The sequence below is a fragment of the Streptomyces sp. NPDC051907 genome, assembly GCF_040681075.1.
GTDB lineage: Bacteria > Actinomycetota > Actinomycetes > Streptomycetales > Streptomycetaceae > Streptomyces.
This window is the reverse complement of sequence record NZ_JBFAYB010000056.1, coordinates 1-15276: the sequence shown is the minus strand read 5'-3', so window position 1 is coordinate 15276 and position 15276 is coordinate 1. Positions and strand designations below refer to the sequence as shown.

Annotated in this window: 12 protein-coding genes; 8 read left to right on the top strand and 4 right to left on the bottom strand. The window is 72.1% G+C overall.

Going from position 1 to position 15276, the window contains the following annotated elements:
• Positions 1-145 precede the first annotated feature (145 nt).
• Together AB0M39_RS25990 and AB0M39_RS25985 are read left to right on the top strand one after the other, a co-directional pair.
• Positions 146-1444 (top strand): aldolase/citrate lyase family protein, encoded by a 1299-nt coding sequence (locus AB0M39_RS25990; RefSeq protein ID WP_365368301.1) that lies wholly within the window; start codon positions 146-148, stop codon positions 1442-1444.
• Positions 1445-1560: 116 nt separating this feature from the next.
• Positions 1561-3096 carry a serine/threonine-protein kinase gene (locus tag AB0M39_RS25985; RefSeq protein ID WP_365368300.1) on the top strand — a complete coding sequence of 512 codons (1536 nt, stop codon included), beginning with the start codon at positions 1561-1563 and terminating at the stop codon, positions 3094-3096.
• Positions 3097-3229: 133 nt separating this feature from the next.
• Here the strand turns inward: AB0M39_RS25985 and AB0M39_RS25980 are convergent, their stop codons facing one another.
• A complete protein-coding gene (locus AB0M39_RS25980) occupies positions 3230-4213 on the bottom strand; it encodes a LacI family DNA-binding transcriptional regulator (protein WP_365368299.1) in 984 nt (327 codons plus the stop codon).
• Positions 4214-4447: 234 nt separating this feature from the next.
• Here AB0M39_RS25980 and AB0M39_RS25975 point away from each other — a divergent pair, with 234 nt between their 5' ends.
• From AB0M39_RS25975 to AB0M39_RS25960, 4 genes are all read left to right on the top strand, one after another.
• Positions 4448-5401 carry an ROK family protein gene (locus AB0M39_RS25975; protein WP_365368298.1) on the top strand — a complete coding sequence of 318 codons (954 nt, stop codon included), beginning with the start codon at positions 4448-4450 and terminating at the stop codon, positions 5399-5401.
• Between the two features lie 1317 nt (positions 5402-6718).
• A complete protein-coding gene (locus tag AB0M39_RS25970) occupies positions 6719-8011 on the top strand; it encodes an ABC transporter substrate-binding protein (RefSeq protein ID WP_365368297.1) in 1293 nt (430 codons plus the stop codon).
• Between the two features lie 251 nt (positions 8012-8262).
• Positions 8263-9183: a sugar ABC transporter permease gene (locus AB0M39_RS25965; protein ID WP_365368296.1), complete on the top strand. Its 921-nt coding sequence runs from the start codon at positions 8263-8265 to the stop codon at positions 9181-9183.
• Positions 9180-10112, top strand: a complete 933-nt coding sequence (locus AB0M39_RS25960) for a carbohydrate ABC transporter permease (protein ID WP_365368295.1) — start codon at positions 9180-9182, stop codon at positions 10110-10112. Before AB0M39_RS25965 ends, AB0M39_RS25960 begins: the two co-directional genes overlap by 4 nt.
• Positions 10113-10161: 49 nt before the next feature.
• On the opposite strand, the gene AB0M39_RS25955 is transcribed toward AB0M39_RS25960, so the two are convergent.
• Entirely contained in the window at positions 10162-10338 is a 177-nt protein-coding gene (locus AB0M39_RS25955) for a hypothetical protein (RefSeq protein ID WP_365368294.1), read from the bottom strand.
• 297 nt (positions 10339-10635) lie between these two features.
• On the opposite strand from AB0M39_RS25955, the gene AB0M39_RS25950 reads away from it, so the two are divergent.
• The gene (locus tag AB0M39_RS25950) at positions 10636-11670 is read left to right on the top strand and encodes an NUDIX domain-containing protein (protein WP_365368293.1); all 1035 of its coding nucleotides are present in this window, start codon (positions 10636-10638) and stop codon (positions 11668-11670) included.
• Here AB0M39_RS25950 and AB0M39_RS25945 read toward each other — a convergent pair.
• Positions 11644-12339, bottom strand: a complete 696-nt coding sequence (locus AB0M39_RS25945; RefSeq protein WP_365368292.1) for an MBL fold metallo-hydrolase — start codon at positions 12337-12339, stop codon at positions 11644-11646. The genes AB0M39_RS25950 and AB0M39_RS25945 overlap by 27 nt on opposite strands.
• A gap of 96 nt (positions 12340-12435) precedes the next feature.
• Positions 12436-13800 carry a dipeptidase gene (locus AB0M39_RS25940; RefSeq protein WP_365368291.1) on the bottom strand — a complete coding sequence of 455 codons (1365 nt, stop codon included), beginning with the start codon at positions 13798-13800 and terminating at the stop codon, positions 12436-12438.
• A 142-nt stretch (positions 13801-13942) separates the two neighbouring features.
• On the opposite strand from AB0M39_RS25940, the gene AB0M39_RS25935 reads away from it, so the two are divergent.
• Positions 13943-15160: a geranylgeranyl reductase family protein gene (locus AB0M39_RS25935; RefSeq protein ID WP_365368290.1), complete on the top strand. Its 1218-nt coding sequence runs from the start codon at positions 13943-13945 to the stop codon at positions 15158-15160.
• Positions 15161-15276 lie beyond the last annotated feature (116 nt).

Sequence of the window (15276 nt, the reverse complement as noted above, 5' to 3'; positions counted from 1 at the left end):
CGGGGGGCGCGGGCGCCCCCCCCCCCCCCCCCGCCCCGGCCTGTTCGGGGCGACCATTGACGCAGGTCGCGGGCGCCTATTAACTTCACTATACGGATTGTTGATTCCGGGAAGCGGAAACGCCAGACGTGCGGAGGGTGCAGGGATGGGTCAGCAGGAGAAGGTGGCGACAAGCCTCGCAGGCGCGGTCAGCGAGGGCATCAGCGCCTCCCTCGCACCGGTGGACGCGGAGCTCGCCCGCCGCTACCCGGGAGACCCCGGCACCCGCCAGCCCGTCCACACCGTCTATGTGCCCGGCGACGTCTTCGCGCCCGGCACCATCCGCTCCTGGGGCGACCAGGCGCTGGCGGCCCTCGACGAGCACGCCCCCGACGCCGCCGCCCTCGCGGCCGTCCTCGGCCTCTCCGACGAGCTCGCGGGCCCGGTGTACGAGCGCGTGCGCGCCAAGCTGGAGCGCGAGCCGATTGAAGACCTGCGCGTCGACTTCGAGGACGGCTACGGCGGCCGCGGCGACGAGGCGGAGGACGCGCACGCGGCCCGCGCCGCCCGCCTGATCGCCGAGGCGTACGCCGACGGCACCGCGGCCCCCTACATGGGCATCCGCATGAAATGCATGGAAGCCGCCGTACGGGACCGGGGCATCCGCACGCTCGACGTCTTCCTCACCGGGCTGATCGAGGCCGGCGGCCTGCCCGACGGCCTTGTGCTCACCCTCCCCAAGGTCACCTACCCCGAGCAGGTCGCGGCGTTCGTCCGGCTCCTCGAGGCCTTCGAGAAGGCGCGCGGCCTGGACGCCGGCCGGATCGGCTTCGAGATCCAGATCGAGACCAGCCAGTCCATCCTCGCCGCCGACGGCACCGCCGCCGTGGCCCGGATGATCGACGCGGCCGAGGGCCGCGCCACCGGACTGCACTACGGCACCTTCGACTACAGCGCCTGCCTCGGCGTCAGCGCCGCGTACCAGGCCAGCGACCACCCCGCCGCCGACCACGCCAAGGCGATCATGCAGGTCGCCGCAGCCGGCACCGGCGTACGCGTCTCCGACGGCTCCACCAACGTCCTGCCCGTCGGCACGACGCAGAAGGTGCACGACGCCTGGCGGCTGCACTACGGGCTGACCCGCCGCGCCCTGGCCCGCGCCTACTACCAGGGCTGGGACATGCACCCCGGCCATCTGCCCACCCGCTACGCCGCCGTCTTCGCCTTCTACCGCGAGGGCTTCGAGCAGGCCGCCGCCCGCCTGTCCGCGTACGCCAACCACGCGGGCGGCGACGTCATGGACGAGCCCGCCACCGCCAAGGCCCTCAGCGGCTACCTGCTGCGCGGCATCGACTGCGGCGCCCTCGACACCGCCGAGGTCGCCCGGCTCAGCGGCCTCACCCGCGCGGACCTCGACGCGTTCGCCTCGCCGCGCCGCGGCGACCTCACGGCCACGGCGAAGTAGGACCCGCACCGGGCCTGCCGCCTGGCAGGTCCACAGCCCGGCAACAGACGGCAGAGCCGTCGCGCTGCCCCGTACCCTGTACGCGACAACGGTCGTGATACAGGAACGGGGCAGCGGTGTCTTCGGGGGAGAACGAACGGCTCGCCGGCCGATACCGGGTGATCGGACGACTGGGCCGCGGGGGCATGGGCATCGTCTGGCGCGCCCTCGACGAGGTGCTCGGCCGCGAGGTCGCCGTCAAGGAGCTGCGCACCTACACCGACTCCTCGGGGCCCGAACTGGCCGCCCTGACCGTGCGGATGAAGCGCGAGGCCCGCGCCGCCGCGCGGGTGCGCCACCCCGGGGTCATCGCCGTCCACGACGTCGCCGAGCACCACGGCCGCCCCGTCATCGTCATGGAGCTGATCGACGGCCCCTCGCTCGACGACGTGCTGCGCGAGCACGGCGTCATGGACGCGCGCGAGGTCGCCGGCATCGGCGCCAAGGTGATGGAGGCGCTCGGCGCGGCCCACAGCGTCGGAGTCCTGCACCGCGACGTCAAGCCCGGCAACGTGCTGCTGGACCGCGGCGGCCGGGTCGTGCTCACCGACTTCGGCATCGCGGCGATGGACGACCCGGGCGACGGCTCCACCACCCGTCTGACGCGCAGCGGCGAACTGGTCGGCTCGCTGGACTACCTGGCCCCCGAGCGGGCCCAGGGCACCGAGCCCGGGCCCGCCTCCGACATCTGGGCGCTGGGCGCCACGCTGTACGCCGCGGTGGTCGGCTCGTCCCCCTTCCGCCGTACCTCCACCTGGTCCACGCTGACCGCGATCGTCGCGGACCCGCTGCCCGAGCCGCAGCGGGCCGGCGCGCTCGGGCCCGTACTGCAGCAGCTGATGCACAAGGACCCCACGCGGCGCCCCGACGCGGAGACGGCGGCGCGGCTGCTCGCGGCGGTCGCCGCCGGCGAGGACACGGACGGCGCGTCCACCGTGCACCTGGACTCCGCTGCGCACGTTCCGGCGGCCGCGACATGGGTGCCGACGGTGCTCAACGCCGCGCCGCACCAGCCGGAGGGCCTCGGCGCGTCGACGGGGCAGGCGTCTGCGCCCGCGAGCAGCACCGCGCCCGCCCGGCGCAGCCGGGCCAGGACGCTGATCGCCGCGGGGGTGGCCGCCGTGCTGCTCGCGGGCGGAGGCGTGACGTACGCCCTCGTCGACCGAGACGGCACGAGCGACGCCGAGCTCGCGGGAGACGCCACGAGCCCGTCCGACAGGGCGAGCAAGCCCGCAACCGGCGACCAGAAGAAGCCGGGCAGGAAAACGGGCAAGAAGCCTGCGGACAAGGCCAAGGACACGGACAAGGGCGCCGGCTCCGACCCTGCCGCCCGGCCCGTCTGCCACGCCAACGCGGGCAAGTTCACCTGCCAGGTGTGGCGCGCCGCGAGCTCGTACACCGCGTCGGGTGTACGGAAGGGCACGCTGAACACGGGGCCCAGCTACTTCTACTGCCAGCAGAATCTCGGCCGTCGCGAGACCTCCGGCCAGTGGACGAACGTCTGGTGGGCGAAGACGGACGACGACACCGGCAACACCAATGTGTTCGTCAGCGTCGTCTACATCAAGGGCGGCGGCAACGACAAGCCGCTGCCCGGCCTGCCCATCTGCTGACGGGCGGGACGGGCGCGGTCGCGGCGCGGGTACGGACGGCCCCGGGGCGTTCGTCAGACGGCCCGCAGGGCGTCGGCCGGTCGGCCGAGACGAGCCTGGCGCGGCCGGCCGGAGCCCGGCGCGACGAGTGCGACTAGTGCGGCGGCGGGGGCAGTTCGCCGGAGCCGCGCGGGATGAGAACCGTCTCCAGAGCCGTCTGCGTCGGCGCGTCGTTCACGCCGTCCAGCCGTCGGAACAGCCGCTCCGCGGCGGTGCGGCCGAGCGCCGCCGCGTCCTGCGCGATGACCGTGATGCCCAGCAGATCGGCGAGCTCGATGTCGTCGAACCCGACCAGGGCCACCGGACGCTCGCGCTCCGCCAGGACCCGCACCGCCGTCACCGTCACCCGGTTGTTGCCCGCGAAGATCGCGGTCACCGGCTCGGAGCTGTCCAGCATCGTCTCCACGGCCTCCCGCACCCGCGCCGGGTCCGTGGAGCCGAGCGAGACCCAGGCGTCGTCCACCGCGAGCTCGGCGTCCTCCATAGCGGCGCGGTAGCCGCGCAGACGCTCGACGGCCGTGTGGATGCGCGGCTGGTCGCCGATGAAGCCGATCCTGCGGTGGCCGTGCGCGATCAGATGGGCCACGCCCGCGCGAGCGCCGCCGAAGCTGTCGGAGAGCACGACGTCCGCGTCGATCTGCCCGGCCGGACGGTCGACGAAGACCGTCGCTATGCCCGCCTTGATCTCCGGCTCGAGGTAGCGGTGGTCGCGGCCCGCGGGAATCACGATCAGCCCGTCGACCCGCCGCGCGCACAGGGCCAGCACCAGCTCCTGCTCCCGCTCGGGGTCCTCGGCGCTGGAGCCGTTGATCAGCAGGGCGCCATGGGCGCGGGCGACCTCCTCGACGGCGCGGCTCAGGGGGCCGTAGAACGGGTCGGCGAGGTCCTCCAGGACCAGCCCGATGGAGGCGGTCCGGCCCTTGCGCAGGACGCGCGCGCTGTCGTTGCGGCGGAAGCCCAGGAACTCGATGGCCTCCTGGACCCTGCGCTCGGTATCGGGGGTCACCCCAGGCTCGCCGTTGACCACTCGCGAGACCGTTTTCAAGCCCACGCCGGCGCGCGCGGCGACGTCCTTCATGGTGGGCCGATTGCCGTAGCGCGGCTCCGGCCCTCTGGGCCGAACCGGCGAAGGCGGAAGACGGTCGGTCTCGGCCACTGTGCGCTGTCCTGTCGTCGTCGGAGCGTGCTCGGGGGGTCTATAGCGGTATGCAAGCGTGTGGCGTCGAGCATAGGCCCTGGACAACGTTGTCAGGGGAATGGAGACTGTTATCGAATACGCAGGTCCGACAGCTCTCCGGGGGATCCCACACCGATGCATAACGACCTCGTCGCCGCGCTCGACGTCGGCGGCACCAAGATCGCCGGCGCGTTGGTGGACAGCGGCGGAAGGATTCTTCTGCGGGCGCAGCGCCCGACCCCCGCGCAGGAGGACGGCGAGACGGTGATGCGCGCCGTCGAGGCGGTCCTCGCCGAGCTCGCCGCCTCTCCGCTCTGGGCGAGCGCCTCGGCCGTCGGCATCGGCAGCGCGGGGCCGGTCGACGCCTCCGCGGGCACGGTCAGCCCGGTCAACGTCCCCGGCTGGCGCGGCTTTCCGCTGGTCGCGCGGGTGCGCGAGGCGGTCGGCGGGCTGCCCGTCGAGCTGGTCGGCGACGGGGTCGCGATGACCGCGGCGGAGCACTGGCAGGGCGCGGCCCGCGGCTACGACAACGCCCTGTGCATGGTGGTCTCCACCGGCGTCGGCGGCGGACTCGTCCTCGGCGGGAAGGTCCGCCCGGGCCCGACCGGCAACGCCGGGCACATCGGCCATATCAGCGTGGACCTCGACGGCGACCTGTGCCCCTGCGGCGGGCGCGGCTGTGTGGAGCGGATCGCCAGCGGCCCCAACATCGCGCGCCGGGCGCTGGAGGGCGGCTGGCAGCCTGGCCCCGACGGCGACGCCTCGGCCGCCGCGGTGGCCGCCGCGGCGCGCGCGGGCCACCCCGTGGCCGTCGCCTCCTTCGAACGCGCCGCGCAGGCGCTGGCCGCGGGCATCGCGGCCACCGCGACGCTCGTCGAGATCGAGATCGCGGTCATCGGCGGGGGAGTGGCGGGCGCGGGCGACGTCCTGTTCACGCCCCTGCGGCGGTCCCTGCGCGAGTACGCCACGCTCTCCTTCGTCCAGCGACTGACCATCGCCCCCGCCCGAACCGGCACGGACGCGGGCCTGGTGGGCGCGGCGGCAGCGGCCCTGCTGGCCCGCGACGCCCGCGCGGCACGGGTGGCCTGACCCCGGCTTGCGGCTGCGTGACGTCCCGGCCCGTGGGTCGACGGCCGCCACGAGCCGCGGACATCTCCCCGGCCGTCAACCGGCCCGTCAGCGCTGATCCCGCGACCAACTGTCGCGCCTGCCCAATCCGCGTCTGCCAGACGGCCCTTCGCGCGTCCCCAGCGTGCGCCGAGCGCACGGCTCGCCGTCGCGCCCGCGCGAGCCCAGGGGCCCGGACAGTCCTGACTCGGCCTTGCGTCTGTCGAGCCGCCCTTCGTGCGAGCCTGGCGAGCCGCGATCCCGCAGCCCATCCGTCGCGCCTGCCCAAGCCGCGTCTGTCAGACCGCCCTTCGCGCGTGCCGACCGTGCAGCGGCGCACGGCTCGCCGTCGAGCCTGCCCGGGCCTGCGGGGCCCGGAGGGCTCCGATTCGGCCTTGCGCCCACCGGGCCGCCCTTCTCGTGAGCCAGGTGCGCGGCGGGCGCATGGCCCGCAGCCGAGCCGCCTCGGGCCCGCCGAGCCTGGGGCGGTCCCGCCCCGGTCCGCGTCTGCCGAGCCGCCCTTCTTAGGTGCCCGCCGCGCCGCGATCCCGTGGCCATCCGTCCCGCCGTCCAACCCGCGTCTGCCGGACCGTTCTTCTCGCGTGTCTGCCGCGCCGCGAGCGCTTGGCCGCGTCGCGCCTGCGCGAGCCCGCGGGGCCCGGACGGCTCCGATGCCGGCCTTGCATCTGCCGAGCCAGCCGTCTCGCGTGGCCGGCGTGCGGCGAGCGCACGGCTCGCGGTCGCGACTGCGCGAGCCCGCGGGGCCTGGACGGCTCCGATGCTGGCCCTGCGGCTGCCAAGCCGCCCTTCTTGCGTGCCCGGCGCGCCGCGATCCCGTGGCCATCCGTCGCGCCTGCCCAAGCCGCGTCGGCCAGACCGCCCTTCCCGCGTGCCCGCCTCCCCGCGAGCGCCCGCCCCGCCGCGCACCTACCGCCGCGCGACGACCGCACCGCCGCCCCGACCCTCCCGAAATCCCCCCGTCAGCGATCCGACGACTCCCGAGCGGGTGGTACGGGTGGGAATATGACCCATCACGCACCTCCTCCCCATTCACGTATTTTCTGATGATGTCATCCATGCGTCACCGACGAGCGTTTTCGGTAGGCAGTGTTGGAGTCTGTTGGAAGAGATGCGGTAACGGTTGCTCGAAGTCTTGCCAAAACCCTTGACGACCCCCCTTTTCGGATGTGAGATCCAATCCTCGCGTTCGGTTGTGGTGGTTTTTTTCACCGAGGAGTGGACATGGCACAGTCATCGATCAACGGCTCCGCGGCGCCAGGGAGCGTTGCAGGACATCGGATGTCCCGTCGGAGTCTTCTGCGGGGCGCTGCCGTGGGCGCGGGCGCGATCACGCTGCCCTCGCTGCTCGCCGCCTGCGGATCCGGACCGGGCGGCGACGGCAAGACCGTCACCCTGGGGTCCAACTCCTCCGACCCGGTGCCGAAGAAGGCGTTCGCCGACGCGTTCGACGCCTACGCCGAGCAGTCCAAGGAAGGCCGGAAGGTCAAGGTCAACACCGTCGACCACAACACCTTCCAGGAGAACATCAACCGCTATCTGCAGGGCAAGCCGGACGACGTCTTCATGTGGTTCGCGGGCTACCGCATGCAGTTCTTCGCCAAGAAGGGGCTGCTGTACGACATCAGCGACAACTGGCAGTCCTACAAGGGCTTCTCGCCGGCCCTGAAGGCCCAGTCCACCGGCGAGGACGGCAAGCAGTACCTCACGCCGTACTACTACTACCCGTGGGCGGTCTTCCACCGCAGGAGCGTCTTCCAGCAGCACGGCTACACCGCGCCCAAGACCCTCGACGAGTACATCGCCCTCGCCCGGCAGATGCAGAAGGACAAGCTGGTCCCGATCGCCTTCTGCGACAAGGACGGCTGGCCCGCCATGGGCACGTTCGACTACATCAACATGCGGAGCAACGGCTACGAGTTCCACAAGAACCTGATGGCCGGCGAGGAGGCGTGGACCGACAAGCGCGTCAAGCAGGTCTTCGACACCTGGCGCAGCCTCCTCCCGTACTGCCAGCCCGGCGCCAACGGCCGTACCTGGCAGGAGGCCGCCACCAGCCTGCAGAAGAAGGAGACGGGCATGGCGGTCTTCGGACTGCCGCACCCCGGCGCGCAGTTCCCCAAGGCCGAGCAGGCCGACCTCGACTTCTTCCCGTTCCCGGTGATCAACCCCGAGCACGGCCAGGACGCGGTCGAGGCGCCCATCGACGGCTTCCTGCTGGCGAAGAAGTCCAAGAGCCTCAAGCAGGACAAGAACATGGAGAGCGCCAAGGATCTGCTGAAGTGGCTGGCCACCGGCAAGGCGGAGGACATCTACCTCGCCAGCGACCCCAACAACATCGCGGTCAGCGACCAGGCGGACACCTCGAAGTACACGCCGATCCAGAAGAAGGCCGTCGAACTGGTCTCCGGCGCGAAGCAGATCTCGCAGTTCCTGGACCGCGACACCCGGCCCGACTTCTCCTCGACGGTGATGATCCCGGCCATTCAGAGCTTCATCAACAACCCCAAGGACGTGGACGGGCTGGTCAACGGCATCGAGCGGCAGAAGAAGACGATCTTCGCCTCCGACTGACCCCGGGCCCCGCTCTGCGCGAGCCGCCCCGACGGGGGCGCGCCGGCCGACCATGAGCCCGGCTGAGAGCCGGCCATGACCCCGGCCGCGAGCTGAACAAGGCACCGGCGGCGAGACGACCGCCACGCCGGCCGAGACGAACGACGAACTTGGAGCGATCCACCGTGCCGCTGCTGCACTCTCCCGGGGGACGACCCCCCGGCCCCCAGCCAGAACCGCAGGTCGCTGGGGGCGACTCGAAGGACACTGCGGTGGGATCGAGCGGGAGCGCCGCACGGCGCGCCGCGCGACGTGGGCCGCGGCGGTTCACCCGTTGCGATCTCGCCGTGATCGGCGTGCTGCTCGGCATCCCGGTCCTGCTCGACGTCGTCATCGTCTGGGGACCGACCCTCGCCTCCATCGTGCTCTCCTTCACCAGCTGGGACGGCATCGGCGACATCTCCTGGGTCGGCACCGAGAACTACGAGAACCTCTTCACCAACTACCCGGCCTTCTGGCCGGCCGCCCGGCACAATCTGCTGTGGCTGGCCTTCCTGGGGCTGATCGCCACGCCGTTCGGCCTGCTGCTCGCGGTGCTGATCGACCGCGGCGTCCGCTTCAGCCGCTTCTACCAGTCGACGCTCTATATGCCGGTGGTGCTCTCGCTCGCCGTCGTCGGCTTCATCGCCCAGCTGATCTTCTCCCGCGACCAGGGCGCGCTCAACGCGATCCTCGGGGACACCCAGAACCCCACCGACTGGCTCGGCGACCCGGACCTGAACATCTGGATGATCCTGCTGGCCGCCGCCTGGCGGCACACCGGCTATGTCATGATCCTCTACTTGGCCGGCCTCAAGGCCGTCGATCCCTCGCTCAAGGAAGCCGCCTCCATCGACGGGGCGAGCGAGCGGCAGACCTTCTTCCGCGTGATCTTCCCGACGCTGCGGCCCGTCAACGTCATCGTCGGCGTCATCACCGTCATCGAGGCGCTGCGCGCCTTCGACATCGTCTACGCCGTCAACAAGGGCAGGAACGGCCTCGAGCTGCTCTCCGTCCTGGTCACCGACAACATCATCGGCGAGGCCAGCCGGATCGGATTCGGCTCGGCGATCGCCGTCGTCCTACTGCTCGTCTCCATGGGATTCGTCGTGACGTATCTGGTCCAGGAGATCCGTGGGGAGAAGAACCGATGAGCCTCGACACCGCCCCCGCCGCATCCTCCGCGCCCCCCGCCGCCGCGCCGTCCGCGCCGCCGCCGGGCCGCCGCGGTCTGCGCCCCGGCCGCATCGGGGTGCACGCGTTCTTGATGACCGTCTCGCTGGCGTTCCTCGCGCCGCTGCTGCTCGCGGTGTACGCCTCGCTCAGGCCGTACGACGAGACGTCCGAGCACGGGTACTTCTCGCTGCCGAAGAACCTCTCCTTCGACTACTACCGACAGGCCTTCAGCGACGCGGAGATGACGAAGTACTTCGTCAACACCCTCATCATCGCGGTGCCCGGGGTCCTGGTGACCCTCTTCTTCGCCTCGTTCGTCGCCTTCGCGGTGGCGCGGCTGCAGATGCGCGGCTCGATCGTGCTGCTGATGCTGTTCACGGCGGGCAATCTGCTGCCCCAGCAGGTCATCGTCACCCCGCTGTACGTGCTGTTCAACCGCATCCCGCTGCCGTACTGGATGTCCGACTCGATGACCATGTTCGACTCGTACTGGTCGATCGTCGCGGTCCAGGTCGGCTTCCAGATCGGGTTCTGCGTCTTCGTGCTCGCCAACTTCATGCGGACCCTGCCGGGGGAGATCCTCGAGGCGGCGATCGTGGACGGCGCGGGGGTGTGGACGCAGTACTGGCGCATCACGCTGCCGCTGTGCCGCCCCGCCCTCGCGGCGCTCGGCACGCTCCAGTTCACCTGGATGTACAACGACTTCCTCTGGGCGCTCGTGTTCATCTCCGACGGCGACAAGCTCCCCATCACCTCGGCGCTCAACAACCTCCGCGGCCAATTTTTTACCGACTACAACCTGCTGGCGGCCGGGTCGGTGATCGTCGCGCTGCCCACCCTGATCGTCTTCCTGCTGCTCCAGCGGCACTTCATCGCAGGACTCACCCTCGGCTCCACCAAGGGCTGAGCAGCAGCTGACCGACGGCCGACGAGGCCTGAGCCCGGCCGAGCCGGGCTCAGTGGACCGAGTCGGCCGTCTGCTGTGGCACGACCACCAAGAACGCGTCCGAGTCCAGGTCCATCACGACCTCCGCCGCGACCCCCTCGTCTCGTCGGGCCCGGGCGAACTCCTCGGCAGGCCAGCTGCCGCGCGGCCCCCCGGCGGGGAACCTCTCCAACACCGTACGGCGCATCGCGCACCCCCTCATTCCTCTTCCGCATCCGCTCCCACGACGCTCCAACGACGCTCCGGGCCCGCGTGTCACGGTCCGGCCGGGCCGCCCGGGCGCACCCCCTCCGCCCCCGTCCCCGCCGCGCGCCCGACGCATCCGTCCCACTCGGCCAGACGCGCGGGAGACCTCGCGCAGTGCGGCGAAGCGGCAACAGCACGGCCACAGTTGTGTCCGCGATCAGCCGACCGGTTCCGGACACGGGTTTCCGTGGCAGGGTGTTGCGGGCAATCCACTGTGGGCTACGGAAGAGGGGGAACCGTGATCGTCTGGATCAACGGTGCGTTCGGAGCGGGCAAGACCAGTACCGCGCGCGAACTGATCGATCTGATCCCGAACAGCACGTTCTACGACCCGGAGCTGATCGGCGGGCAACTGCGTTACCTGCTTCCGCAGAAGCGTTTCGCCGAGGTGAGCGACTATCAGGACCTGCCGATCTGGCGACGGCTCGTCGTCGACACGGCCGCCGCGCTCCTCGCCGAGCTCGGCGGAGTGCTCGTGGTCCCCATGACGCTGCTGCGCCAGGAGTACCGCGACGAGATCTTCGGCGGCCTCGCCTCTCGCCGCATTCCGGTGAGGCATGTTCTGCTGCGTCCAGATGAAACGATCCTGCGCGGGCGAATAGCCGCCCGCGAGGAGCCGGACGTCCCCGACGCCGACCAGCGGGTGCGGCAGTGGGCATACGACCACATCGAGCCGTACCGGACCGCGCTCGGCTGGATCGCCGGCGACGCGCACGTCGTCGACACCAGCCGGCTCGACCCCAAGGAGACGGCGCAGCTGATCGCCGAGGCGGTGCGGACCGGCGAGGCCGCCGCCTGCGAGATCGTCCAGACGCCCGAGCCGAGCGCCGAGACGCTCGCCGCGGGCGTGCTGATCTTCGACGAGCAGGACCGGGTGCTCCTGGTCGACCCGACCTACAAGCCGGGGTGGGAGTTCCCCGGCGGAGTGGTGGAGCGGGGCGAGGCGCCCGCGCGGGCCGGGATGCGCGAGGTCGCCGAGGAGCTGGGCATCGAACTGGAGGAGGTGCCGAAGCTGTTGGTGGTCGACTGGGAGCCGCCGAGGCCGCCGGGCTACGGCGGCCTCCGGCTGCTCTTCGACGGCGGCCTGCTGTACGGCGCGCGGGCGTCGAGCGTGCTGCTGCCCGGGTCGGAGCTGCGAGGCTGGCGGTTCGCCAGCGAGCAGGAGGCAGCCGATCTGCTGCCGCCCAACCGCTATGAGCGGCTGCGCTGGGCCCTGCGGGCCCGCGAGCGCGGAACCGTGCTCAACCTAGAGGCCGGCGTACCCGTCGGCTGACGCGGCGAGCACGGCCGCCGCGTTCTCGGTGAGCGGATCGCCGTGCCCGAAGCAGACGGTCGACGGGGCGAGCGAGGCGAGCCGGCGCATGGAGAGCCGAGCCTGCGCCCGGTCGACGTTGAACACGCCCAGCATCACCTGGCCCACGCCCGCCACGCAGTCGCCCGTGAACAGCACGCCGTGGCGCGGGAGATGGACGCCGATGGAGCCATCCGTGTGGCCGGGGGAGTGGACGACACGGGCCCCGTCGCCGAAGCCCAGCTCGTCGCCGTCCGCCAGCTCGCGGTCGACGCGGGTGGGCGGGGCCGGAGGGACGGTGAGCCCGTGCTCGTACAGCGGAATCTCCCAGTCCAGCAGTACGGGCTCGGGCGTCGGCTGCTCGCCGCGGACGACCGGGGCGTCGAGGCGGTGCGCCATCACCTCGGCGCCGTACCGGTCGGCCAGCTCCTGGGCCGCGCCCACATGGTCGCGGTGGCAGTGGGTCAGCACGATCCGGCGGATGCCGGCCGGGTCCAGGCCCGCGCCCCGTATCGCCTTCTCGATCGCGGGGGCGGAGTCCGGGTTGCCCGCGTCGACCAGGGTCAGCTCGTCCCCGTCGCGCCACAGATACGCCTGGCCGATCGGGAAGCGGAACATATGCAGCTGAGGGAGCACCTCGACGAAGTCCATGCGGCGAACGTACGCATCGGCGTGCGCTCGCCGCACGGATCTACGCCACCGGCGAATGCCGGCTGAGCGCCCACGGGCCGCTGGTGCGGATCGGTGTCAGGCCTTCTTCGACTGGGCGTAGTTGACCAGGAACAGCGCCTCGGCGACCGACAGCCGCTCCAGCTCCTCGGGCGAGACGGACTCGTTCACCGCGTGGATCTGCGCGTCCGGCTCGCTCAGACCGATCAGCAGGATCTCCGCCTCGGGGTAGAGGGCCGCGAGGGTGTTGCACAGCGGGATCGAGCCGCCCATGCCCGAGGCCTGCATCTCCTCGCCCGGGTACGCCACCGCCATCGCCTCGGCCATCGAGGTGTACGCCGGGCTGGTGACGTCCGCCTGGAACGGCTGGCCCTGGCCGACCTGCTCCAGCGACACCCGCGCGTTCCACGGCGTGTGCTTCTCGATGTGGGCGAACAGCAGCTTCGTCGCCTCCGCCGCGTCCTGGCCGGGCGGCACCCGCAGGCTGATCTGGGCCCGGGCGCTGGCCGGGATGGACGGCGTCGCGCCGGCCACCGGGTGGCAGTCGATGCCGACGACGGTGACGGCCGGGCGGGCCCAGATACGGTCGGCGACCGTGCCCCCGCCCGTCAGGCCGACGCCGTCGAGGACCTTGGCGTCCTTGCGGAACTCGCCCTCCGGGTACTGGAGTCCCTCCCACCGCGCGTCCGCGGGGATTCCGTCGATCACCGTCGAGCCGTCCTCGGCCCGCATCGAGTCCAGTACGCGGATGAGCGCCGCGAGCGCGTCGGGCGCGGCCCCGCCGAACTGGCCGGAGTGCAAGTTGCCCTCGAGGGTGTCGATCTGCACGCGGATCATGGTCATGCCGCGGAGGGTCGCCGTCACCGTCGGCAGGCCGACGCGGAAGTTGCCGGTGTCGCCGATCACGACGGCGTCGGCGGCCAGCAGCGCCGGGTGCGCCTCGGCGTACCGCTCCAGACCGCCGGTGCCCTGCTCCTCCGAGCCCTCCACGATCACCTTCACGGAGACGGGGACGCCGCCGTTGGCCTTCAGGGCGCGCAGGGCGAGCAGATGCATGATGAACCCGCCCTTGCAGTCGGCGGCGCCGCGGCCGTACCAGCGGCCGTCCCGCTCGGTCAGCTCGAACGGCGGAGTCAGCCACGCGGACTCGTCCAGCTTCGGCTGCACGTCGTAGTGGGCGTAGAGCAGGACGGTCGGCGCGCCCTCGGGGCCGGGGAGCAGTCCGTACACCGACTGCGAGCCGTCAGGGGTGTCCAGGAGCGCGACGTCCTCGAACCCTTCGGCGCGCAGGGCGTCCGCCACCCACCGCGCGGCGCCCTCGCACTCGCTGCGGGGCGCCACCGCCTCGTCCGCCACCGATTGGAAGGCCACCAGCTCCGTCAGCTCCGCCTTGGCGCGGGGCATGAGCGAGGCGACGGTCTCGGCGATCGGATGGGCGGTCATGGGCACGCTCCTTGTGGGTGCGACGTTGTGCGATATGTGTACGGCGAAGGTGTGGTTGATCCTCCCACGGGGCTGGAAGCGACCGCGCCGTAGGATGCCGTCGAGAACATGGTCACGCGCGGATCAGGAGCGGAAGCAGATCGTGAGCAGCGAGAACGCAGACGCCGTGGGCGAGCACGGCGAGCCGGTGTGGGACGTGGTCGTGGTCGGCGGTGGGCCGGCGGGGGCGTCCGCCGCCTACGCGGCGGCGGTGGCGGGCCGCCAGGTGCTGCTGCTGGAGAAAGCCGAGCTGCCCCGCTACAAGACCTGCGGCGGGGGGATCATCGGCCCCTCGCGCGACAGCCTGCCGCCCGGCTTCGAGCTGCCCCTGCGGGAGAGGGTGCACGCGGTCACGTTCTCCCTCAACGGCAAGCTGGCGCGCACGCGTCGCTCCAAGCGGATGCTCTTCGGGCTCGTCAACCGGGCCGACTTCGACGCGCATCTGGTCGAGCACGCGCAGAAGGCCGGCGCGGTGCTGCGCACCGGTGCGACGGTCTCCCGCGTCGAGCAGCACGGCCCCGCCGTGCCCGACCGGCGCACGGTCGCGGTGGTGCTGGCGGACGGCGAGAGGGTGCTGGCGCGGGCGGTCGTCGGCGCGGACGGCAGCGCCAGCCGGATAGGAGCGCACGTCGGCGTCAAGCTCGACCAGGTGGACCTCGGGCTCGAGGCGGAGATTCCGGTCCCGCCGACGGTGGCGGAGGACTGGGCCGGACGGGTGCTCATCGACTGGGGCCCGATGCCCGGGAGTTACGGCTGGGTGTTCCCCAAGGGCAGCATGCTCACGGTCGGAGTGATCTCGGCCCGCGGCGAGGGCACGGCGACCAAGCGCTACTTGGAGGACTTCATCGCGCGTCTGGGACTCTCCGGATTCGAGGCGGAGGTCTCCTCGGGCCATCTGACCCGCTGCCGCAGCGACGACTCGCCGCTCTCGCGCGGCCGGGTGCTGGTGTGCGGGGACGCGGCGGGGCTGCTCGAGCCGTGGACCCGTGAGGGGATCTCCTTCGCGCTGCGGTCGGGGCGGCTCGCCGGGGAGTGGGCGGTGCGGATCTCCGAGGCTCACGACGCCGTGGACGCCCGTCGGCAGGCGCTGAACTACGCGTTCGCCATCAAGGCGGGGCTGGGCGTGGAGATGGGCGTCGGGCGGCGGATGCTCACCGTCTTCGAACGCCGTCCGGGGCTGCTGCACGCGGTGATCACGGGGTTCCGCCCCGCGTGGAAGGCGTTCGCGGACATCACGCGCGGCGTGACGACGCTGGCCGGGCTCGTGCGTACGCACGGGTGGGCGCGACGTGCGCTGGAGGCGCTGGACCGCCGCGGCTGAGGCGGGGCGGCGCGGGTGGCGCGTGCGGGCGGCGCGGGTGGCGCGTGCGGCGGGGGAGTGCGGGCGCGCCGCGCGGTGGCGCGTGCGGCGGGGTAGTGCGGGCGGGCGCGGTCTGG